The sequence below is a fragment of the Kocuria sp. KH4 genome (genome assembly GCF_053711175.1).
Window position 1 is genome coordinate 325,124 of sequence record NZ_JBSJYX010000001.1, and the last position, 20,864, is coordinate 345,987.

The window sequence follows — 20,864 nt, forward strand, 5'->3', positions numbered from 1 at the left end:
GACATCGAGCTGGAGCTGGACCCCGCGGTCGCCGCGGCCCACCCCGCCGGCACCAATCTGGCCCGGCTGCTCCCGGCCCCCACCCGACGCCCCTGGCTCGTCGGCATCGACGGGCGCTCGGGCGCGGGCAAGACGAGCCTGGCGGAGCAGCTCGCCGAGGTGCTGCGCCCCGTGCGGGACGTGACGCTCTTCCACATGGAAGACCTCTACCCGGGCTGGGACGGTCTCCGGCCGGGCACCCGGACCTACGTGGAGGAGGTCCTCACCCCCCTGCGCGCCGGCCGGGACGCGGAGTGGAGCGCCTGGGACTGGGTCACCGGCTCCCCGGGCACCCCCCCGCCTGACCCGCGTCGCGGAGGTCGTCGTCCTGGAGGGCGTCGGGGCCTGCTCCGCCGCCGCCCGGGCCCTGCTGGACGTCTCGGTCTGGGTCGAGCTGCCCACCGCGCTGCGCTACGACCGGGCCCTGAGCCGGGACGGCGCCTACTACGCCGAGCACTGGGAGCAGTGGGCCGCCCAGGAGGACGCCTATCTCGCGGAGGACCACGTCTGGGAGCAGGTGGACATCCTGCACCCCGGCCCCGTCCACTGACCGGGCGCCCGCACCGACAGGAGGCCATCGTGACCAGCACCGTCGTCGTCCTCGACGCCGCCCATCCCGGGGGCGTCCTCGCCGACCCGGCGGTCCCGCTCGTGCGCATCGACGACCAGGGGCTCACCCGCGGGGACGGGGTCTTCGAGAGCCTGCGCGCCGTCGACGGGCGGGTGCAGAAGTTCGCGGTCCACCACCGGCGCCTGTCCTCCTCGGCGCGCCTGGCGCAGCTGCCGGTGCCCTCGGCGCAGGAGCTGCTCCGGGCCGTCGAGCTGGGGCTCGCCCACGCCGCCCCCGGCGGGGACGGCGGGCTGGGCGCCGAGCACAGCGTCAAGGTGGTCGTCAGCCGCGGCACCCCCGAGGCCGGCCCGTGGTCGTGGGTGGTGGTGAGCCCCGTCCCGGAGTCCACGTTCCGGCAGCGCCGGGAGGGGGTGGCCGCCGTGCTGCTGCCCCGCGGCCACGACCCGGCGCAGGACGCCGGGCACCCGTGGCTGCTGCCCGGGGCCAAGACCCTGTCCTACGCGGTCAACATGGCCGCCCTGCGCCATGCCCGCTCCCTCGGCGCGGACGAGGCGATCTTCACCGCCCCGGACGGGCGGGTGCTCGAGGGGGCCACGTCCTCCGTGGTCTGCGCCCGCGTGCACGCGGACGTGCGCACCCTCGTGACCCCGGAGCCCTCGCGCGGGATCCTGCCGGGCACCACCCAGGCCGCGATCTTCGACGCCGCCCGCAGCGACGGCTGGGAGCTGGGCCACGGGCCGCTGCGGCCCGGCGACCTCCTGGCGGCGGACGCCCTCTGGCTCGTGTCCAGCGTGCGGCTCGCGGTGCCCGTGCACCGGCTCGACGACCACCTCCTGCCGGTGGACCCGGAGCTCACGCGGCTCGTGACGGGCTGGGTCGCACGGGCGTGAGGAACGGGGCCCGCGGCCCCGCGCCCGGGCGCCCGCCCGGCGCACCGGACAGCGGCGCCGGGCCGGGCGGGGACCGGCGGCCCGGACGGACGGGGGGCGCCGGCTCAGGCCCAGATGAACCGGTGCGTCCCGAGCAGGACGGAGACCACCGGGCCCGCCGCGGCCACGCCGAGGCACCCGGCCAGCACCACGGCGTCCCGCCAGGAGTGCTCCGGGACCCGGGCCCACGTGCGCGGGCCCGCGCCGAAGCCGCGCGCCTCCATGGTCACCGACAGGCGGGTGGCGCGGCGCAGCGACTGGACCAGCAGGGTGAACGCCTGTCCGCCGAAGTCCCGCAGCGCGCCCACCGGGCCGTGCCCGGAGCCGGCGCCGCGGGCCCGGCGGGCCATCGCCAGCGTGGTCCACTCGGTGAGCATCACGCCCACCAGGCGCAGGGCCGCCAGGGAGGCCAGCACGAACCGCGCGGGCAGCCGCACCGTCTGGGCCAGCCCGTCGGCGAGGTCCGTGGGGTCAGTGCTGAGCACGACGAGCAGCCCCGACAGCGCCAGCGCGAGCCCGCGCAGGGCGATCGCCGCACCCGCGGCGACCGCACCGGAGGAGAGCTCGGTGACCCCCAGGTCCAGCAGCACGGGCCCGGAGTCCTCGGCGAGCAGGGCCGTGCCCCATCCGCTCACGAGCGCCGCCAGCAGCAGGGGCCAGGCCCGCAGCAGCTGCGCCGGCGGGCGCCGCCCGGCCAGGATCAGCAGCAGCACCTCGCCCAGGAGCACGATCCCCGACGTCACGGGGTCCGCGCTGAGCAGCAGGGTCACGGTCAGGGCCAGGGCGCCGGCGAGCTTGACCACGGGGTGCGCGCGGCCCAGCAGGGAGGCCCGGGCCGCCGGGGCGATCGCGGGCGCGCTCACCGGGCGTGCTCCGCGGCGGGCCGGGGCGCCGGCACGGCCCCCGGCGCCGGGGGGACCGGCGGGGCGCTCCCCAGCTCCAGCACCTCGGCCCCGAGGGCCCGCACGAAGTCCTCGTCGTGGGTCACCGCGAGCACGGCCGTGCCGGCGTCCACGACCTCCAGCAGCAGGTCCACGAGCTCGGCCCAGGTCAGGGCGTCCTGGCCGAAGGTGGGTTCGTCGAGCACCAGGACGTCCGGTTCGGTGGCCAGCACCGTGGCCACCGACAGCCGCCGCTTCTCGCCGCCGGAGAGGGTGAACGGGTTCGCGTCCGCCAGGTGGCTCAGCCGCAGCCGGTCGAGCAGCTCCTCCGTGCGGCGGTCCCGTTCGGCCGGCGGGGTGCCCGCCAGACGGGGCCCGAGCTCGAGCTCGGCGCGCACGGTGGCGCGCAGGAACTGGTGCTCGGGCTCCTGGAAGACCGTTCCGACGCGGGCCACCAGGTCCGGTCCGGCCCACTCCAGCGGGTCCGGCCCGGCGCCGCGGTCCAGGGGCGGGTGCGCGGTCACGGTCCCGCGCACGGGCGCCAGCAGGCCCGCCAGCGTGAGCGCCAGGGTCGACTTCCCGGCGCCGTTGGCTCCCGTCACCGCGACCGCCCGGCCACGGAGCAGGTCCAGTCGGACGCCGCTCGCCGCGACCGGCAGGTCCCGGCCCGCCGCGGCGTCGCCCAGCGGCCGGCCCCGGCGCCGCGCCCGGCGCCGGGCGCGCAGCTGCCGTGCGGAGGGCTGGGTGCGCGAGACGGCCAGCCCCGCCGCACCCAGCAGCGCCTCCGCGTCCGCCCGGGGCGGCGCGGGCTCGCGCGTGGGCGGGAGCCGGCCGGGCACCCAGACCCCGGCGCGGCTCAGCTCGTCGGCGGCCTCTCCCAGGACCTGCGCCGGGGACCCGTCGTGCGCGATCCCGCCGTCGCGGCCGAGGACGACGACGCGGTCGACGACGTCGGCCCACACCGCCACCCGGTGCTCCACGACCACGAGGGTGGCCCCGCTGCGGTCCAGGCACCGGGCCACCGCGTCCCGGACCTGCCGCACCCCGGCGGGGTCCAGGTTCGCGGTGGGCTCGTCGAGGAGGAGCAGCCCCGGGCTCATCGCCACGGCCCCGGCGAGCGCCAGGCGCTGCTTCTGCCCGCCGGAGAGGGCGGCGGTGGGGTGCTCGAGCGGCAGGGGCAGCCCCACGTCGTCGAGGGCGGCGCGGACCCGCGGCCAGATCTGCTCCCGGGGCACGGCGAGGTTCTCGAGGCCGAAGGCGGTGTCGTCCCCGATCCGGGAGAGCACCACCTGGGACTCGGGGTCCTGCTGCACGAGGCCCGCGCGGCCCCGGACCCGGTCCGGGTCCGCGCCGTCGAGCAGCAGCTCCCCCTGCCGGGAGAGCCCGTCGTCGTCGTGCAAGACCCCCGCGAGGGCGTGCAGCAGCGTCGACTTCCCCGCCCCGCTCGGCCCCAGCAGAAGCACCCGCTCCCCCGGCCCGACCGCGAGGTCGATGCCCTGCAGGGCGGGGGTCTCCCGGCCGGGGTGGTGCCAGCCGAAGCCGCGGGCCTCGATGCGGGCCCCCGCGGCGGTGGGCGCACCGGGAGGGCGCACCGCCGCGGCGGTCATCGCCGCGCGACCCGGCCCGAGGCCAGGCCCTGCAGCACGCCCGTGGCGGCGAGGGCCTTCACCACCGCCCACAGCAGCAGCCCGGCGAGCACCGCGCCCGAGAGGGCCGCGAGGACCACGTAGACGACCTGGTGGCCGAGGGCCCACTCGTAGTTGTAGATGATGCTCTCGTTGACGCCGAGGAAGACGCCGCTGACCGCACCGGCGGCGGCGGCCACGGCGGCGTTGTAGCGGCGGTAGCGCACCGCGGCGAAGACCAGCTCGGCGCCGAGGCCCTGGACGAGGCCGGACAGGACCACGGTCCAGCCAAAGTGGGTGCCGAGGAAGCCCTCGATGACCGCGGCGAGCAGCTCGCAGAACAGCGCGGCGCCCGGCTTGCGGATGATCAGGCCGCCGAGCACGCCGGCCACGAGCCAGCCGCCGGCGATCAGGCCCACGGCGGGCGGATAGGTCACCGCGGCGGCGCCGACCACGGGGTAGAGCAGGTTCGACCACGCCCAGAAGACGACCGCGCACACGGCGGCGAGGACGGCGGCCACGACGATGTCGACGACGCGCCAGGACGAGGACCCGGACGTGCGGCTGCGTCCGGCGGGACGGTGGGTGGTGGTGTTCACGGTGTGTTCCTCCTGGGCTCAGCGAGCCATCGGTGCCAGGAGGGGAAGGGTTCGCGCGGACACGGCCGGAGCGCACGTCCGCGAGCCACCCCTGAGGTGCTCGACTCCCTTCGCCGGTGCTAACCGGAGCAGGTTCGAGGGTCTGCGGTGATCCGCACTCTCAGCGCTCTGCCGCCGTCGCCGGCGGGGTGCGCTCCCCTGTCGTTTCAGTGGCACCGAGTCTACCCCGCTCCCGCCCGCTCCGTGCACGGCCGCGGGCACGCGTGCCCGTCCGGGGTCGCGGGGCGCCCCCGGACGACGCAGGGGCCCGTCCGGGCGGACACCGCTGCGGTGTCCGCCCGGAGGGGCCCCTGCGCGAGGTGGCGGCCGGCGCTCAGACCTCGGCCTGGCTCGAGGCCCTGGGGTTGCTCCGGGACGACGAGTCCATCTTCGCGATCTGGCGGGAGATCCCGACCTTGATGACCGTGCCGACGAGGCCGGTCACGAGGGACCAGATGATGATGCCGGTCCAGGCCTCCTCCGGGTCCGGGTTCTTGGCGGGGGGCGGGTTCCCCGTGATGCGCGTCCACGCGGCGCCGAGCACCTTGTGCGAGAGCGCCACGCCGCCCAGCGAGAGGCCGGTGCCGGCGAGTTCGAGGATCTTCGTGTTCATGGACTGCTGCTCCTTGTCGTCGGGGCGGCGCGGATGCGCCCGTCGATCGTGCCCAGCCTAACGTGTCTCCCGGGATCCGTCAGTCTGCTGTCCGTCGGCGTGCTGGCCGTCCGCGGCGGGCGGGTCGAGGAGGGTCTCGCCGGGACGGGCCCCGTCGGTGCGGGCGGGGGCGGGCCCGGTCGGGGCCGCCCCGCTGCCGCCCGGCTCGCCGGCACGGTTGAGGACCTCCTGCAGGTCGTCCCGCGTCAGGGTGGCCCGGTTGAGGTGCTTGGTGCGGTAGGTGGAGCGGCCCACCATGTGCGCCGAGACGGGCACGGTGAGCAGCTGGAAGATCCAGCCCAGCGCGATCAGCGGGATCATGACCGGGTCCCGGTTCTCCAGGGCGACGGCGCTGAGCATGAGCAGCAGCCCGAAGACCTGCGGCTTGGTCCCCGCGTGCATGCGGGTCAGCAGGTCCGGGAAGCGGACGAGCCCGATCGCGGCGGCCAGGGACATCAGCGCCCCGAGGACCAGGCACACGGCCGCGGCGGCGTCCAGGACGGTGTCCAGCACGGGGCTCACTTCCCGTGCTCGGCGGTCTGGGTGGCGAAGCGCGCCACGGTCACGGCGCCGATGAACCCCACCAGGGAGACGATCACCATGAGGATGAGGTTGTTGAGGTGCTGGTGGTAGGCCATCTCCACGGCCAGCGAGGCCGCCACGATGGCCAGCAGGACGTCGGTGGCCACCACCCGGTCCAGCAGCGACGGCCCCTTGGCCAGGCGGTAGAGGGTGCCCGTGGCGGCCGCGCTGAGCAGCACGGCGGCGACGGCCACGGCGATTCCCATCACGGGCGGTCCTCCTCGGTGGTCCGGGTGGTGCGGGTGCTGCGGGTGGTCTCGCCGGGCTCGGCGGTCCCGGTGGGGACGTCGGCCCGCCGTCCGCCGACGATCTGCTGCCCGGACGTCACCGGGGAGCTGATCGCCGCGCTGTCCCCCTGCGCGTGCCCTTCCCCGTCCCCTCCGCGCCGTTCGGCCCGCAGGGCGGTGAGCTCCTCCCGGGTGCCCATGATGCGGATCCACGCGGCCTCGACCTGCCGCGCCGACCGCCGGAAGGCCTCGGCATCCTCGGGGGTGCGGACGTTGAGCGCGTGGAAGTAGAGCGTGGACCGGGCGCGGTCCACCTCCACCAGGATGGAGCCGGGGATCAGGGCCATGGTGTGGCCGGTGGCGGTGAGCAGCAGGTCCGAGCGGGTGCGCAGGTCCACGCCCACGACCGCGCTGCGGGTCCGGGGGCCCACGAGGACCGCGACGAGCATGACGTCCACGCTGGCCTTGGCGACCTGCCCCACGAAGCTCACGGCGAAGACGGCGAACTGCAGCGGGTTGAACCGGCCCGAGAGCTGGACCGGGGGCAGGTAGAGCACCCAGGTCACGAGCAGCGCCAGCACCGCGCCGAACAGCAGGTTGCCGACGCCGAAGTCGCCCCACAGGGCGCCCCACACGAGCACCAGCCACACCAGCAGCGGCAGCTCGACGAGCAGGGAGTTCTTGGGTCGCGGGCTCACGGGGCCTCCTCCAGCACGGGCCGGGGAACCGACGCGGGGTCCAGGACGGCCGTGACGTAGCGCTCGGGGTGGACCAGGTTCTCCGCGGCGTTGTCCGCGAGCTGGAAGAGCGGGCCGGCGAAGACGGTCAGGGCGACCCCCACGGCGACGAGCGCGGAGGCGCCGCCGAGCATCGAGGGCGACATGAGGCGCACGTCGCCCTTGCCGGCGAACCGGCCCTCCTGGTCGTCGACCGACCCGGAGGTCAGCAGGAAGCGCGAGCCCGCCGGGACCGGGGCCAGCAGGATCGGGTCCGGGTACTCCGCGTCCTCCGGGCTGCGCAGGAACACGCGGTTCCACACGCGGATCAGGGCCAGGAGGGTCAGCAGGGACACCGCCACGGAGCCCGCCACCAGCACGTAGGCGAGCGGATCGCCCTGGTTCACGCCGGCCTGCAGCAGCCCGGTCTTGCCGAGGAAGCCCGAGAACGGCGGGATGCCGCCCAGGTTCAGCGCGGGGACCAGGTAGAGCAGCGCCAGCAGCGGGGAGATCTTGGCCATGCCGGCGAGCCGGTCCACGTTGGTCGACCCGCCGCGGCGCTCGATCAGCCCGGCCACCAGGAACAGGCTGGTCTGGATCACGATGTGGTGGGCCACGTAGTACACCGTGGCGGACAGCGCCTCCTGGCTGCCCACGGCCACCCCGAAGATCATGTAGCCGATGTGGCTGATGAGGGTGAAGGACAGCATGCGCTTGATGTCGATCTGGGCGAGCGCGCCCAGGATGCCCACCACCATGGTGAGCAGCGCGACCCACATCAGCAGGGCGTCGAGCCGGTCCCCGGGGAACAGCACGGTCTCCGTGCGGATGATCGAGTAGACGCCCACCTTGGTCAGCAGCCCGGCGAACACCGCGGTGACGGGGGCGGAGGCCGTGGGGTAGGAGTCGGGCAGCCAGAAGGACAGCGGGAAGACCGCCGCCTTGATGCCGAAGGCGATGAGCAGCATGACGTGCAGCTGCAGCTGGGTGCCCACCGGCAGGTCGGCGAGCTTCACCGAGAGGTCGGCCATGTTGATGGTGCCCGTGGCCGCGTAGATCATCGCGATGGTGATCAGGAACAGCACCGAGGAGATCACGGAGACCACCACGTAGGTGACGCCCGTGCGGATCCGCTGGACCGTTCCGCCCATCGTCATCAGGACGTAGGACGCGGTGAGCAGGATCTCGAAGCCCACGTAGAGGTTGAACAGGTCGCCCGCCAGGAAGGCGTTGGAGACCCCGGCCACGAGGATGAGGAACGAGGGGTGGAAGATCGAGATCGGGCCCTCGCGGTCGCCGTCGGCCACGCCCTGCCCGCTGGCGTAGACGAGCACCGCGAGCGAGACGACCGTGGAGACCACGAGCATCAGCGAGGAGAGCTGGTCCACGACCATGACGATGCCCCAGGGCGCCGCCCAGCCTCCCAGGTGGACGGCCTGGGGGCCGAGGTCCCAGGTGTTCACCAGCACCGCGACCTCGACCACGAGGGTGAGCACGAGGGACCCGATGGCCACGGCGCGCTGCAGCGCGTTGCGCCGCAGCAGCACGAGGCTGAGGGCCGCGCCCAGGAACGGGATGATGACGGCCAGCGGGGCCAGCTGCGCGAGGTGGACGGTCATCGGGTCCCCTCCCGCCGGCGCGCGGGCGGACCGGGCGCCTCGAGGTCCTCGTCGGGGTCGTCGCGGCGGGGCGCCTCCTCGAACTCGGTCGTGTCCGCGGGCACCTCGGCGTCGTCCTCCACGTCGTAGGAGGACTGCCGGGCCACGCGCCGGTCCTCCACGTCGTCCTGGATCTCGTCCCGGCGGCCGAGCACCCAGGAGCGGTAGACCATCCCGAGCAGGAACGCGGTGACGGCCAGCGAGATGACGATGGCGGTGAGGATCAGCGCCTGGGGCAGCGGGTCGCTGTAGTCCTCCGCGGCGGTGGAGCTGTCGTAGAGCGGTGCGGAGCCGGGGACCCCGCCCGCGTGCAGGATCAGCAGGTTCGTGCCGTTGGTGAGCAACATCAGCCCCAGCAGCACCCGGGTGAGCGAGCGCTCGAGCAGGAGGTACACCCCCACGGCGTAGAGCACGCCCATCACGACCAGCAGGGTCAGGTTCACGCTCATCGGTGCTCGTTCCCTTCGTCGGGCCCCGCCCCGGCGGTCGTGACCGGGGCGGGTGAGGTCGCCGAGGTCGCCACGGACGACCCCGCGGTGACCCGGCGCTGCCGGGTGACCCGGATACGGGTGCCGCGCCCGGGCGTCCTCCGGCGCCGGCGCACGGCGTCCTCCTCGATCCGCTCGTCGATCCGCCCGCCCAGCGAGCGCAGGATGTCGAGGACGAGCCCGACGACGATCAGGTAGACCGCGACGTCGAAGACCAGCGCGGACACGAACTTCTGGTGGCCGAGGACCGGCAGCTCCAGCTCCAGGGTGTAGCTCTGCATCACGGAGCCCCCGAGGAGCACCGGGGTGACGGCGTAGAGGGCGGCGAGCGCCAGCCCCGTCCCCAGCATCGTGCCGGCGTTGATGGGGGTGGCGCGCTCCAGCTCGTACCGCCCGCCCGCGAGGTAGCGCACGGTCAGGGCCAGCCCCGCCATGAGGCCGCCGGAGAACCCCCCGCCGGGATCGTTGTGCCCGGCGATCAGCAGGTAGAGCGAGACCATCATGAACGTGTGGAAGAGCAGGCGGGTGACCACCTCGAAGACGATCGAGCGGCGCTCGGGCGCCAGGGTCCGGCCCGCCAGCAGGTAGGGGTCCTCCGGGTCCTCGGCGGAGCGCCGGTCGACCACGGCGTCCAGGTCCGCGCCGGAGGGGGCCACGGCCGCGGCGCTGCGCCGGCGCAGGATGCGCAGCTGCTCGGTGGTCGGGTCGTCGCCGGCGCGCACGATCCGGTCCCCGCGGCCGGTGACGAAGATCAGGGACGCGACCCCGGTCGCGGCGAGCACCAGCACGGAGATCTCCCCGAAGGTGTCCCACGCCCGGATGTCCACGAGGATGACGTTGACCACGTTCGCCCCGTCGCCCAGCTCGTAGGCCATCCGCGGCAGCTGCAGGGAGATGGGCTCGGCCGTGCGCGAGGAGATGCTGAAGGCCGCCAGCGCCATCATGAACAGCCCGAAGGTCACCGCGATGGTGCCGCGCAGCAGCCGGCGCCCGGCGGGGTTGCGGTGCCACAGCGGGGCGGGCAGCGAGCGCAGCGCCAGCACGAAGGCCACGAGGAGGATGGTCTCCACGAGCGTCTGGGTCAGGGCGAGGTCCGGGGCGCCCTGCAGGGCGAAGATCAGCGCCATGCCGTAGCCCGTGACCGAGACCAGGAGCACGGCCAGGAAGCGCTTCGTGGCTAGGGGCACCAGCAGCGCCGCCACGACCATGGCCGCCCCGGCGATGAGCTGGGCGGGCCCGTCCGACAGGCGCAGGGCGCCCAGCGGCGGGGTCTCCTCCACGATCAGGGCCACGAGGGGCACCACGATCGCGGTGACGAGGATGACCGAGAGGTAGAACATCAGCGAGCCGCGCTGCGTGCGCCCGGTGATCCACACCGCGACCAGGTCCAGGACGTTGATGGTCCGGCGGTAGAGGAGCTCCCCGGCGGGCATCGAGGGCAGCGCGCGCTGGAGGTCGGCGACGGGGCGCCGGGCCAGGAACATGGCCAGCCCGCCCGCGACGACGACCGCCGACAGGCCCAGGGCCGGGGTGAACCCGTGCCACAGGGCGAGGTAGAACTCGTGCCCGCCCGGATCGGGGAACTGGTCCACGTAGGGCTGGAGCATGGCGTTGACCGGCTGCGGCCAGAGCCCGTACGCCACGGTGAGGACGGAGAGCACGAGCGGGGCGGCCAGGAAGGCGGGCTCGACGCGCTGCATGTCGCTGATCACGGCCTTGCCGCCCACCCCGGCGTCGAGCTCGGAGAACTCCGCGGACTTCTGCGCGAAGCCGCCCCACAGGAAACGGGCGCTGTAGGCGAAGGTCAGGACCGAGCCGAGCACCAGCCCGGCGAGCACCACGGTCCCCGCCGCGCTGTCCGCCTCGTGGGTGAACGCGGCCAGCACGGACTCCTTGGCCACGAAGCCGGCCAGCGGCGGCAGACCGGCCATGGAGGCCGCGGCCACGGCGGAGACGGCGAACAGCACCGGCACGCGGCGGGCCAGCCCGGAGAGCCGCCGGATGTCGCGGGTGCCCGCCCGGTGGTCGATGATGCCGACCACGAGGAACAGCGTGGCCTTGAACAGACCGTGCGCCAGGAGCATGGCCATGCCCGCCTGCGCGGTGTCGGCCGCGCCCCGGCCGACGACGACGACGAGGAAGCCGAGCTGGCTGACGGTGCCGTAGGCGAGGATGAGCTTGAGGTCGTACTGCTTCAGCGCGGCCCAGCCGCCGAAGATCATGGTGCCCAGGCCCAGGACCATCACCGTGGGCTGCCACAGCGCCGTCTCGGCGTAGCCGGGGGCGAACCGGGCCACCAGGTACACCCCGGCCTTGACCATGGCGGCGGCGTGCAGGTACGCGGACACGGGGGTGGGCGCGGCCATCGCGGCGGGCAGCCAGAAGTGCAGCGGGATCAGGGCGGACTTGGTCACGGCGCCCACGAGGAGCAGGAACACCGCCACGTCCACCACGGTGCCGCGCTGGGCCAGCTCGGGGGCCGCCGCGAGCACCTCGGAGATCCGGTAGGTGCCGGCGGTCTGGCCCAGCATCACGATGCCCACGAGCATGGACAGCCCGCCGGCCGTGGTCAGCACGAGGGCCTGCAGGGCCGCCCGCCGGGCGGACAGCCGGGTCCTGCTGTAGCTGATGAGCAAAAAGGACAGGACGGTGGTGATCTCCCAGAAGACGAACAGCACCAGCATGTCGTCGGCGGTCACCAGTCCGAACATGGCCCCGGCGAACGCGAGCAGCTGGGCCCCGAATCCGCCGAGATCACCGGCGCCGGGCTTGAAGTAGCGGGCGCAGTAGAAGAGGACCAGGGACCCGGCCCCGAGCACGAGCAGGGACATGGTCCAGGACAGGGCGTCCATCCGCAGCACCAGGTCCAGGCCCAGGGAGGGGATCCACTCCGCCCCCTCGGTCCACCCGCCCTCCGGGCCGTACACGCGCGGGCCGGAGGCCAGCAGCCACACGAAGCCGGCGAGGGGGACCGCCGCCAGCAGGTAGAAGGCGCTGCGCCCCATCCGCGCGAACAGCAGGGGCGCGACCGCGGCCACCACTGCGTGGAGCAGGAGCACAGCGGTCATCAGGCGCCTCCGGAGGTCGGGGAAGGGATCGGCGGGCGGGCGTCGTGGGACCCGGACGCGGGCACGGAGGACCTGTGCAGGCACGGGGATGCCGGGGCGCGCCCGGGACGTCCAGCCTATCAAAGGGGTTTTCGGCCCTCCGCGGCAGTCCGCGGGAGAGAACCTGGGCGCCGCCGGTCAATCAGCTGGGCATCGGCTCCACGGCGTCGGGGCACCCGGGATCCGGCGGGCGCGGTCCCGGCGAGGCCGACGCCCCGGCGGGCCGGCGCGGGCCTAGCATGACTGCCATGGACACCGCGCCCCCTGGTTCCCCGCCCGCCCCGCCGGCGGCACCCTTCACGCCCCGCCGCTCCCACGTCTGGGCCTGGAGCCTGTGGGACGCCGGCTCCGCGGCCTTCAACGCCGTGATGACCACGTTCGTGTTCACCGTCTACCTCACCGGCGACCCGTTCGGCGGTGAGGACCACGCCTCCCAGGTGCTGGGCTACGGGATCGGGGCCGCGGGCGTCGTCGTGGCGCTGCTCGCCCCGGTGGTCGGGCAGCGCAGCGACGGCGCCGGGCGCCGGAAGCTGTGGCTGGGCGTCAACACGATGCTCACCGCGCTGCTCACCGCGCTGTGCTTCCTGGTCTACCCCGAGTACCCGTTCCTCTACCTGGGGGTCGCGCTGCTGGCGCTGGCCAACGTCTTCGACGAGTTCGCGGTGGTCAACTACAACGCGATGCTGCCCGGCATCGCGGGCCGCGAGCACATCGGCCGGGTCAGCGGGCAGGGCTGGGCGCTGGGCTACTTCGGCGGGATCGTGGCCCTGTCGATCGTCCTGTTCGGCTTCGTGAGCCCCGGGCTGCTCGGCATCCCCGAGGAGGACGCGCTCAACGTGCGGGCCGTCGCCCTGTTCTCGGGCCTGTGGATCGCCCTGTTCTCGATCCCCGTCCTGCTCGCGGTGCCCGAGATCCGCCCCGCGCACCGGGGCCCGCGCCCCTCCGTGCTCCGGTCCTACCGGCAGCTGTGGGCGACCCTGCGCGGGCTGTACCGGGACGCCCCGCAGACGCTGTGGTTCCTGCTCTCCTCCGCCGTGTTCCGGGACGGGCTCAACGCGGTGTTCACGTTCGGCGGCGTCATCGCGGCCGGGACCTTCGGCTTCACCCTCACCGAGGTCATCGTCTTCGCGATCGTGGGCAACGTGGCCGCGGGCGTCGGGGCGCTCGTGGGCGGGCAGCTCGACGACCGGGTGGGCCCCAAGCGCGTCATCGTCGCCTCCCTGGTCTGCGTCCTGCTGGCGGGCACCCCCCTGCTGTTCCTGGACGGGACCGCCGCGTTCTGGGTCTGCGGGCTGCTCCTGTGCCTGTTCGTGGGTCCGGCGCAGTCGGCCTCCCGCACGTTCCTCGGCAGGCTCACCCGGACCGGCCACGAGGGCGCCCTGTACGGCCTCTACGCCACCACGGGCCGGGCCGTGAGCTTCCTGGCGCCCACCCTGTTCGCCGTGTTCGTCTCCGTGCTCGGCGCGCAGCGCTGGGGGATCCTGGGCATCCTGCTGGTGATCGGGGCGGGCCTGCTCCTGCTCCTCGGCGCCCGGGACCCCGAGCGCACCCGGACCCTCGACGGCGCCGGGACGGCGCAGCGCTCCTGAGTCCCGGCGCGGGACGGGGACCCGCAGCGGGCGGCGGGCCTCAGATGCGGGTGCGGGAGAACCCGAGGTGGCTGCGCGACGCCGTCGGGCCCCGCTGGCCCTGGTACCGGTTGGCGTAGGCGCCGTCCCCGTACGGGTGCTCGGCGGGCGAGGACAGCCGGAAGAAGCACAGCTGCCCGATCTTGGAGCCGGGCCACAGCTTGATGGGCAGCGTCGCCATGTTGGACAGCTCGAGCGTGACGTGCCCCGAGAAGCCGGGGTCGATGAACCCGGCGGTGGAGTGGGTCAGCAGGCCCAGGCGCCCCAGCGAGGACTTGCCCTCCAGCCGCGCGGCGATGTCGTCCGGCAGGCTGACCTTCTCGTAGGTGGCGCCCAGGACGAACTCCCCCGGGTGCAGCACGAAGGCCTCCTCCGGGTCGACCTCCACGAGGCGCGTGAGCTCCGGCTGCTCCACCGAGGGGTCGATGTGCGCGTACTTGTGGTTGTCGAAGAGCCGGAACCAGCGGTCCAGCCGCACGTCGATGCTGGCCGGCTGGATCAGGGCGGGATCGTAGGGCTCGAGGACGACCCGGCCGCCGTCGAGCTCACGGCGGATGTCGCGGTCAGAGATCAGCACGGTCCCCAAGGTAGCGCACGCCGCTCCCCCGGTCCCCGTGGCCCGGTCCCGCCCGGCCCCGGCGGATCGTGTACAGTGTGGTGGTGTCCCCGTCCGGTGCACGCGCCGGACGGACCACGGATGCGCGGCTGTAGCTCAATGGTAGAGCGCACGCTTCCCAAGCCTGATACGCGGGTTCGATTCCCGTCAGCCGCTCCCGCACCGAACGCCCCGCGCCAGCACGGCCGGGGCGTTCGTCGTGCCCGGGGCGGACCGGTAGAATGTTCCCGCACCGCGGCCCTCCGCGGACCCCGGTGGCCGAAGCTCCGGCGCCCGACCGGAGCCGCATCCCGCATCCCGCCCACGAGGAGCAGATCTCCCGTCATGCTGCGCACCATGTTCAAGGCCAAGATCCACCGGGCCGTCGTGACCCAGGCCGATCTCCACTACGTCGGCTCGGTCACCGTGGACCAGGACCTCCTGGACGCCGCCGACATCCTGCCGGGCGAGCTCGTCTCCATCGTGGACGTCACCAACGGCGCCCGCCTGGAGACCTACACCATCGCCGGCGAGCGCGGCTCCGGCGTCGTCGGGATCAACGGCGCCGCGGCGCACCTGGTGCACCCCGGTGACGTCGTCATCCTCATCAGCTACGCCCAGATGGACGACGCCGAGGCGCGCACCCACGTGCCCCGCGTGGTGCACGTGGACGCGCAGAACCGGATCGCCGACCTGGGCGCGGATCCCGCCGAGGCCCTGCTCGACGGCGTCGCCCGCCCCCCGCTCTCCCGGACCCTCGCCGCGGCACGGGCCGACCTGCCGCTCGGCTGACGCGCCGCCCACGATCCGGACCGTGCGGTGCGGCAGTCCATCCGGCATGGGATAGAACTGTAGGGGCCCGATCCCGCGGGCCCGACAGTCCGAGGAGGAACCCGTGGCCGGAGTGTTCTCGGGGTTCTTCATCGTGTGGGCCGTCATCGGCGCCGGATACGTGGTGGGCCGCCGCCGGGTGCTGGGACCGCAGGGGCAGCTGGTGCTCAGCAAGTTCGCGTTCTACGTGGCCAGCCCGCCGCTGCTGTTCCTGACCATCGCCGAGGCCGACATCGGCAGCCTGCTCTCCGCCCCGCTGCTGGTGGCGGCCGTCTCGGCGGTGGCCACCGCCCTCGTGCACGCCGCGCTCGCCCGGTGGGTGCTGCACCGGGACGCGGCCACCACCGTGATGGGCGCCCAGGCCGCCTCCCAGGTGAACTCCGCCAACCTCGGCATCCCGATCGCCACGTTCGTGCTCGGGGACGCGACCATGGTGGTGCCCGTCATCCTGTTCCAGCTGGCCCTGAACACCCCGGTGTACCTGACGATCATGGACGTCCTGACCGACGGCCGCCGGCCGAGCCTCGGCACCGTCCTGGGCAACGTGGTGACCAATCCGATGATCGTGGGCTCCGGGCTGGGGATCCTGTTCGCGGTGACCGGCTGGCGGCTGCCCGAGGTCCTGCACGCACCGGTGGAGCTGGTGGCCGGGGCCTCCATCCCCGCGATGCTGATGGCCTTCGGCATCTCCCTGGTGGGCGCCTCCCCGCTGCAGGCGGGGGTCAGCCCCCGCCGGGACGTGGCGCTGGCCGCCGTGCTGAAGCTGGTGCTGCACCCGGTGTTGGCGTTCCTGTTCGCCCGCTTCGCCCTGGGCCTGGAGGGCCACCTGCTCTACGCCGTGGTGGTGATGGCGGCGCTGCCCACCGCGCAGAACATCTACGTCGCGGCCGTCCGCTACGGCCGGGCCGAGCAGCTGTGCCGCGACACGGTGCTGCTCACCACGGTCGTGGCGATGCTGACCATGGCCGGCGTGGCCCTGCTCCTGGCCTGATCCGCCGCCCCGGAGCGCGGACCGGGGGGGCTCCGGCGACTCCCCTTCGCAAATACACAGGTTACTGGTCTGTGAGGTACCGCACTCATAGACTGAAGCTCCGCGCAGGGGTGGTCACCCGGCAGCACGCACGACCGGCCGTCCCGCCGGGCGGGTCCCACGGGCCCGTCCGGCGTCCCCTCGCGGACCGCCACATCGCCGAAGGGGAGGAACAGACCGTTGACCACCACCTCACACCCCCACAGAGCCCCCGGGAGGCGACGGCTCGGCGCTGCCGCCGCCCTGGGCGCCGTGGGCGCCCTCGTCCTGACGGGCTGCGGTGACGCCGACGCCGGCGGCACCCCGACCCTGACCTGGTACATCAACCCCGACGCCGGGGGTCAGGCCGAGCTGGCCGCGCAGTGCTCCGAGGAGTCGGGGGGCCGGTACACCATCGAGACCGCCCTGCTCCCGCGCGACGCCGCCTCCCAGCGGGAGCAGCTCGCCCGGCGTCTCGCCGCGGGCGACACGTCGATGGACATCATGAGCCTGGACCCGCCCTTCATCCCCGAGCTGGCCGAGCCGGGCTTCCTGGCCCCGGTGCCCGGCGGCGTCGAGCAGGCCACCACCGAGGACGTGCTGGCCGGTCCCCTCGAGGGCGCGAAGTGGAAGGACGAGCTGGTGTCGGTCCCGTTCTGGGCCAACACGCAGCTGCTCTGGTACCGGGAGTCCGTGGCGGAGGCCGCCGGCCTGGACATGGACGAGCCGGTGACCTGGGACCAGATCATGGACGCCGCCCGGGAGCAGGACAAGTACCTAGGGGTGCAGGGCACCTCGGCCGAGTCGATGACGGTGTGGGTCAACGGTCTCGTGGCGTCCGCCGGGGGGTCGATCGTGGAGAACCCCGAGGCGCCCTCCGACGAGATCTCGATCGGTCTGGACACCGAGGCGGGCCGCAAGGCCGCGGAGATCATCGGCACCATCGGCCGTGACGGGCTCGGCGGCCCGGGCCTGCCGACCTCCGACGAGAACGCGTCGATGATCCAGTTCCAGTCCGAGAACGGCTCCTTCATGGTCAACTGGCCCTTCATCTACGCGGCCACCGCGGCCGCCGTGGAGGAGGGCACGGTCGACGCCGAGGTCTACGAGGACATCGGCTGGGCCCTGTGGCCCCAGGTCGACGAGGGCCAGCCCTCCGCTCCCCCGCTGGGCGGGATCAACCTGGGCGTGGGCGCCACCTCCGAGAACCAGGAGCTGGCCTGGGAGGCCGTGGAGTGCATCGTCCAGCCCGAGAACCAGGCGTACTACTTCGTGAGCAACGGCAACCCGGCCTCCTCCGAGGCCGCCTACGAGGACCCCGAGGTCCGCGAGGCCTACCCGATGTACGCGACCATCCGCGAGTCCCTCGACCAGGCGGCGCCGCGCCCGCAGACGCCGTTCTACAACGAGGTCTCCACCGCCATCCAGCAGGAGTGGACCCCGCCGGCGTCCGTCACCGAGGACACGCCCGGCCTGACCGCCGAGTTCATCGAGTCCGTCCTGAGAGGAGATCGGCTGCTATGAGCACCGTCGTCAATCCCAACGCGCCCGGCACCGGTCCGCGGGAGCTCGCCCCGGCACCCGTGTCGGGGCGGCGCAGCGCGAAGCCCGTGATGTCCGACCGGGCCCGGTCCGAGCGGAAGTTGGGCTGGATGCTCGCCGGCCCCGCGTTCATCGTGATGCTGCTGGTGACCATGTACCCGATCCTGCAGGCCCTGTGGGACTCCCTCTTCTCCTTCCGCCTGACCGCCCCCGGGGAGAAGGAGTTCGTCTTCCTCGGCAACTACGCCACCGTCCTCTCCGACCGGGTGTTCTGGAACGACCTGCTGATCACGGTGGTCATCACGCTCGTCACCGTGGTGGTGGAGCTCGTCCTGGGCTTCGCCCTGGCGCTCGTGATGAACAACGCGATCCGGAGCACCAAGGGCCTGCTGCGCACCGCGATCCTGGTGCCCTACGGCATCATCACGGTGGTCTCGGCCTTCGCGTGGTTCTACGCCTTCGACATCACCACGGGCTACATCAACAACTGGTTCGACTGGGTGCCGGGCATCGGCCCCGACTTCAACTGGTTCGCCTCCCAGGGGCCGGCCCTGTTCGTGATCATGGCCTCCGAGATCTGGAAGACCACGCCGTTCATCTCCCTGCTGCTGCTCGCCGGCCTGGCCCAGGTCCCCAGCGAGTACACGGAGGCGGCCCGCGTGGACGGGGCCACGTGGTGGCAGCGCATGTCCCGGGTGATCCTGCCCAACATGAAGGCCGCGATCATGGTGGCGGTGGTGTTCCGCGCCCTGGACGCGTTCCGCATCTTCGACAACATCTTCATCATGACCCAGGGCCAGTACGGCACCGAGACGCTGTCCCTGCTGGCCTACCGCACCTCCATCGGCCGACTGGAGATCGGGCTCGGCTCCGCGATCTCCGTGATCCTGTTCGTGTGCGTGCTGCTGATCGCCTTCATCGCCATCAAGGTGTTCAAGGTCGACCTCGCCGGCGCCGGGAAGGGAAGGTAACCCCATGACCACCAAGCAGAAGGTGGGCTGGGCCGTCGTCACGGTCCTCGTCCTGCTCTACGCGCTCTTCCCCGTCGCCTCGATCCTCATGACGTCCTTCAAGACGCCGGCGGACCTGACGTCCGGGAAGTTCCTGCCCACCCAGTGGGTCGGGGAGAACTACTCCTCGATCTTCGTGGGCCAGGCCCGGGAGCTGTTCGTGCCGTCGCTGATCAACTCGATCGGCATCTGCCTGATCGCCACGGCCGTCGCCGTGGTCCTGGCCACCCTGTGCGCCTACGCGATCGCCCGCCTGGACTTCCCCGGCAAGAAGATGATCCTGACGGTCGCCCTGGCGGTGTCCATGTTCCCCGTCGTGTCGATCGTGACCCCGCTGTTCAACCTGTGGCGCCAGATCGGGCTCTACGACACCTGGCCCGGGCTGATCATCCCCTACCTCTCGCTGACCCTGCCGATCTCCATCTGGACCCTGACGGCGTTCTTCCAGCAGATCCCGTGGGACCTCGAGCGGGCGGCCCAGGTCGACGGCGCCACCACCTGGCAGGCCTTCCGCAAGGTGATCGTGCCGCTGGCCCTGCCGGGCGTCTTCACCACCGCGATCATCGCGTTCTTCATCGCCTGGAACGACTTCGTCTACGGCATCGGCCTGACCTCCACCGAGGCCGCCCGCCCGGTGCCCGCCGCGCTGGCGTTCTTCACCGGCGCCTCGCAGTTCGAGGACCCGGCGGGCGCGATCTCGGCGGCCGCCATCGTCGTCACCATCCCGGTGGTCGTCCTGGTGCTGCTCTTCCAGCGCCAGATCGTCTCCGGCCTGACCCAGGGCGCGGTCAAGGGCTGAGCCCGCCCGCCTCCCACACCTTTTCCGAACCGAGCGAAGGACTGAGTACCAGATGGCATCCATCACCCTCAACCATCTCGTCAAGAAGTACGGCGACGGCTTCCCCGCGGTCAACGACGTCTCGATCGACATCGCCGACGGCGAGTTCCTCATCCTCGTGGGGCCCTCCGGCTGCGGCAAGTCGACCCTGCTGCGGATGATCGTGGGCCTCGAGGACATCACCTCCGGGGACCTGCTGATCAACGGCCAGCGCGTCAACGAGAAGGAGCCGCGCGAGCGGAACCTGTCCATGGTGTTCCAGAACTACGCGCTCTACCCGCACCTGACCGTCTACGAGAACATCGCGTTCCCGCTGCGGCTGTCCAAGGGCAAGTTCTCCGACGAGGAGATCGACCGCAAGGTGCGCGCCGCGGCCTCGACCCTGGACCTCGACGAGCACCTCGAGCGCAAGCCGGCCAACCTCTCCGGCGGCCAGCGCCAGCGGGTGGCGATGGGCCGGGCGATCGTGCGCGACGCGGACGCGTTCCTGTTCGACGAGCCCCTGTCCAACCTGGACGCGAAGCTGCGCGGGCAGATGCGCACCGAGATCGCCCAGCTGCAGCGGCGGATGGGCATCACCTCCGTGTACGTGACCCACGACCAGACCGAGGCCATGACCCTCGGCGACCGGGTGGCCGTCCTCAAGAAGGGCATCCTGCAGCAGATCGCCTCGCCGCGGGAGCTCTACGAGCAGCCGGCCAACCTGTTCGTGGCGGGGTTCATCGGCTCGCCGTCGATGAACTTCCTCCCGGCGCACGTGCGGGGCAACGTGTTCGGCACCCCGCTGGGCGACATCCCCGTGCCGCAGCACGCGGCCGGCAGGATGCCGGCGGACGGCGCCATCGTGCTGCTGGGCCTGCGCCCGGAGCACTTCGAGGACGCCAAGTTCGTGGACGAGGCCATCGCCGCCCGCGGCACGACCTTCGACGCCCGCTTCACCCACACGGAGTGGCTCGGCAACCAGCAGTACGGCTACATCCGGTACCAGCCCGACGAGGCCGTGCAGGCCAAGCTCAACGAGCTGGCGCAGGACCTGGACGCGGACGAGATGCAGCCGCAGCTCGTGGTGTCCCTCGACGCCACCTCCCGCATCCGCGGCGGCACCGAGGGACGGATCTGGGTCGACACCCGCCGGATGCACGTGTTCAACCCGGAGACCGGGGAGAACCTCACCCGGGACGCGGAGGCCGGCGCCGAGCTGACCCGTGAGGCGGCCGAGGAGCGGCAGGCCGAGATCGAGCGGGCGCGCCAGGAGCTGGCCGCGGCCGGCTGACCCACCGCACCGGCACCAGTGGAGC

The 20,864-nt window shown here is 73.1% G+C and carries 19 protein-coding genes, 1 tRNA gene and 1 riboswitch; of the genes, 9 read left to right on the forward strand and 11 right to left on the reverse strand.

What is annotated here, in order from left to right; all coding sequences use genetic code 11:
• The first annotated feature begins 618 nt into the window (after nucleotides 1-618).
• A complete protein-coding gene (locus ACWCOM_RS01575) occupies nucleotides 619-1,500 on the forward strand; it encodes an aminotransferase class IV (RefSeq protein ID WP_454546978.1) in 882 nt (293 codons plus the stop codon).
• Nucleotides 1,501-1,604: 104 nt separating this feature from the next.
• Here the strand turns inward: ACWCOM_RS01575 and ACWCOM_RS01580 are convergent, their stop codons facing one another.
• From ACWCOM_RS01580 to ACWCOM_RS01625, 10 genes are all read right to left on the reverse strand, one after another.
• Nucleotides 1,605-2,402 (reverse strand): energy-coupling factor transporter transmembrane component T family protein, encoded by a 798-nt coding sequence (locus tag ACWCOM_RS01580; protein WP_454546979.1) that lies wholly within the window; start codon nucleotides 2,400-2,402, stop codon nucleotides 1,605-1,607.
• The gene (locus tag ACWCOM_RS01585) at nucleotides 2,399-4,027 is read right to left on the reverse strand and encodes an ABC transporter ATP-binding protein (RefSeq protein ID WP_454546980.1); all 1,629 of its coding nucleotides are present in this window, start codon (nucleotides 4,025-4,027) and stop codon (nucleotides 2,399-2,401) included. Before ACWCOM_RS01585 ends, ACWCOM_RS01580 begins: the two co-directional genes overlap by 4 nt.
• Entirely contained in the window at nucleotides 4,024-4,644 is a 621-nt protein-coding gene (locus ACWCOM_RS01590) for an ECF transporter S component (RefSeq protein ID WP_454546981.1), read from the reverse strand. The genes ACWCOM_RS01585 and ACWCOM_RS01590 overlap by 4 nt, the downstream gene beginning before the upstream one ends.
• 88 nt (nucleotides 4,645-4,732) lie before the next feature.
• Nucleotides 4,733-4,854: riboswitch (TPP riboswitch) on the reverse strand.
• A gap of 163 nt (nucleotides 4,855-5,017) precedes the next feature.
• The gene (locus ACWCOM_RS01595) at nucleotides 5,018-5,296 is read right to left on the reverse strand and encodes a DUF4235 domain-containing protein (protein ID WP_454546982.1); all 279 of its coding nucleotides are present in this window, start codon (nucleotides 5,294-5,296) and stop codon (nucleotides 5,018-5,020) included.
• Nucleotides 5,297-5,353: 57 nt separating this feature from the next.
• Nucleotides 5,354-5,848, reverse strand: coding sequence for a monovalent cation/H(+) antiporter subunit G (gene mnhG, locus ACWCOM_RS01600; protein ID WP_454546983.1), 495 nt, complete (start codon nucleotides 5,846-5,848; stop codon nucleotides 5,354-5,356).
• A gap of 5 nt (nucleotides 5,849-5,853) precedes the next feature.
• Complete coding sequence (locus ACWCOM_RS01605) at nucleotides 5,854-6,126, reverse strand: monovalent cation/H+ antiporter complex subunit F (protein ID WP_454546984.1); 273 nt, start codon at nucleotides 6,124-6,126, stop codon at nucleotides 5,854-5,856.
• Nucleotides 6,123-6,842, reverse strand: coding sequence for a Na+/H+ antiporter subunit E (locus ACWCOM_RS01610; RefSeq protein ID WP_454546985.1), 720 nt, complete (start codon nucleotides 6,840-6,842; stop codon nucleotides 6,123-6,125). The genes ACWCOM_RS01605 and ACWCOM_RS01610 overlap by 4 nt, the downstream gene beginning before the upstream one ends.
• Complete coding sequence (locus ACWCOM_RS01615) at nucleotides 6,839-8,479, reverse strand: Na+/H+ antiporter subunit D (protein WP_454546986.1); 1,641 nt, start codon at nucleotides 8,477-8,479, stop codon at nucleotides 6,839-6,841. Before ACWCOM_RS01615 ends, ACWCOM_RS01610 begins: the two co-directional genes overlap by 4 nt.
• The gene (locus ACWCOM_RS01620) at nucleotides 8,476-8,967 is read right to left on the reverse strand and encodes a Na(+)/H(+) antiporter subunit C (protein ID WP_454546987.1); all 492 of its coding nucleotides are present in this window, start codon (nucleotides 8,965-8,967) and stop codon (nucleotides 8,476-8,478) included. Before ACWCOM_RS01620 ends, ACWCOM_RS01615 begins: the two co-directional genes overlap by 4 nt.
• The gene (locus tag ACWCOM_RS01625; RefSeq protein ID WP_454546988.1) at nucleotides 8,964-12,074 is read right to left on the reverse strand and encodes a Na+/H+ antiporter subunit A; all 3,111 of its coding nucleotides are present in this window, start codon (nucleotides 12,072-12,074) and stop codon (nucleotides 8,964-8,966) included. The genes ACWCOM_RS01620 and ACWCOM_RS01625 overlap by 4 nt, the downstream gene beginning before the upstream one ends.
• 287 nt (nucleotides 12,075-12,361) lie before the next feature.
• On the opposite strand from ACWCOM_RS01625, the gene ACWCOM_RS01630 reads away from it, so the two are divergent.
• Nucleotides 12,362-13,702: an MFS transporter gene (locus tag ACWCOM_RS01630; protein ID WP_454546989.1), complete on the forward strand. Its 1,341-nt coding sequence runs from the start codon at nucleotides 12,362-12,364 to the stop codon at nucleotides 13,700-13,702.
• A gap of 40 nt (nucleotides 13,703-13,742) precedes the next feature.
• Here the strand turns inward: ACWCOM_RS01630 and dcd are convergent, their stop codons facing one another.
• Nucleotides 13,743-14,318 carry a dCTP deaminase gene (dcd, locus tag ACWCOM_RS01635; protein WP_454546990.1) on the reverse strand — a complete coding sequence of 192 codons (576 nt, stop codon included), beginning with the start codon at nucleotides 14,316-14,318 and terminating at the stop codon, nucleotides 13,743-13,745.
• A 124-nt stretch (nucleotides 14,319-14,442) separates the two neighbouring features.
• Here dcd and ACWCOM_RS01640 point away from each other — a divergent pair.
• The 7 genes from ACWCOM_RS01640 to ACWCOM_RS01670 all read left to right on the forward strand — a co-directional run bounded on the left by ACWCOM_RS01640 (nucleotide 14,443) and on the right by ACWCOM_RS01670 (nucleotide 20,839).
• A tRNA-Gly gene (locus ACWCOM_RS01640) sits at nucleotides 14,443-14,513 on the forward strand.
• Between the two features lie 168 nt (nucleotides 14,514-14,681).
• Complete coding sequence (gene panD, locus ACWCOM_RS01645; RefSeq protein WP_277550593.1) at nucleotides 14,682-15,128, forward strand: aspartate 1-decarboxylase; 447 nt, start codon at nucleotides 14,682-14,684, stop codon at nucleotides 15,126-15,128.
• Between the two features lie 103 nt (nucleotides 15,129-15,231).
• A complete protein-coding gene (locus ACWCOM_RS01650; protein WP_454546991.1) occupies nucleotides 15,232-16,158 on the forward strand; it encodes an AEC family transporter in 927 nt (308 codons plus the stop codon).
• Between the two features lie 219 nt (nucleotides 16,159-16,377).
• The gene (locus tag ACWCOM_RS01655; RefSeq protein ID WP_454546992.1) at nucleotides 16,378-17,700 is read left to right on the forward strand and encodes an extracellular solute-binding protein; all 1,323 of its coding nucleotides are present in this window, start codon (nucleotides 16,378-16,380) and stop codon (nucleotides 17,698-17,700) included.
• Nucleotides 17,697-18,689, forward strand: coding sequence for a carbohydrate ABC transporter permease (locus ACWCOM_RS01660; RefSeq protein ID WP_454546993.1), 993 nt, complete (start codon nucleotides 17,697-17,699; stop codon nucleotides 18,687-18,689). The genes ACWCOM_RS01655 and ACWCOM_RS01660 overlap by 4 nt, the downstream gene beginning before the upstream one ends.
• A gap of 4 nt (nucleotides 18,690-18,693) precedes the next feature.
• Nucleotides 18,694-19,527 (forward strand): carbohydrate ABC transporter permease, encoded by an 834-nt coding sequence (locus tag ACWCOM_RS01665; RefSeq protein WP_454546994.1) that lies wholly within the window; start codon nucleotides 18,694-18,696, stop codon nucleotides 19,525-19,527.
• 52 nt (nucleotides 19,528-19,579) lie between these two features.
• Nucleotides 19,580-20,839, forward strand: coding sequence for an ABC transporter ATP-binding protein (locus ACWCOM_RS01670; protein WP_454546995.1), 1,260 nt, complete (start codon nucleotides 19,580-19,582; stop codon nucleotides 20,837-20,839).
• Nucleotides 20,840-20,864 lie beyond the last annotated feature (25 nt).

Bases quoted from the DNA above. Each gene is read 5' to 3' on its own strand.
- ACWCOM_RS01585 (WP_454546980.1), bottom strand. From the start codon at position 4,027: ATGACCGCCGCGGCGGTGCGCCCTCCCGGTGCGCCCACCGCCGCGGGG.
- ACWCOM_RS01595 (WP_454546982.1), bottom strand. From the start codon at position 5,296: ATGAACACGAAGATCCTCGAACTCGCCGGCACCGGCCTCTCGCTGGGC.
- ACWCOM_RS01615 (WP_454546986.1), bottom strand. From the start codon at position 8,479: ATGACCGTCCACCTCGCGCAGCTGGCCCCGCTGGCCGTCATCATCCCG.
- ACWCOM_RS01620 (WP_454546987.1), bottom strand. From the start codon at position 8,967: ATGAGCGTGAACCTGACCCTGCTGGTCGTGATGGGCGTGCTCTACGCC.
- ACWCOM_RS01625 (WP_454546988.1), bottom strand. From the start codon at position 12,074: ATGACCGCTGTGCTCCTGCTCCACGCAGTGGTGGCCGCGGTCGCGCCC.
- ACWCOM_RS01630 (WP_454546989.1), top strand. From the start codon at position 12,362: ATGGACACCGCGCCCCCTGGTTCCCCGCCCGCCCCGCCGGCGGCACCC.
- panD (WP_277550593.1), top strand. From the start codon at position 14,682: ATGCTGCGCACCATGTTCAAGGCCAAGATCCACCGGGCCGTCGTGACC.
- ACWCOM_RS01660 (WP_454546993.1), top strand. From the start codon at position 17,697: ATGAGCACCGTCGTCAATCCCAACGCGCCCGGCACCGGTCCGCGGGAG.
- ACWCOM_RS01665 (WP_454546994.1), top strand. From the start codon at position 18,694: ATGACCACCAAGCAGAAGGTGGGCTGGGCCGTCGTCACGGTCCTCGTC.
- ACWCOM_RS01670 (WP_454546995.1), top strand. From the start codon at position 19,580: ATGGCATCCATCACCCTCAACCATCTCGTCAAGAAGTACGGCGACGGC.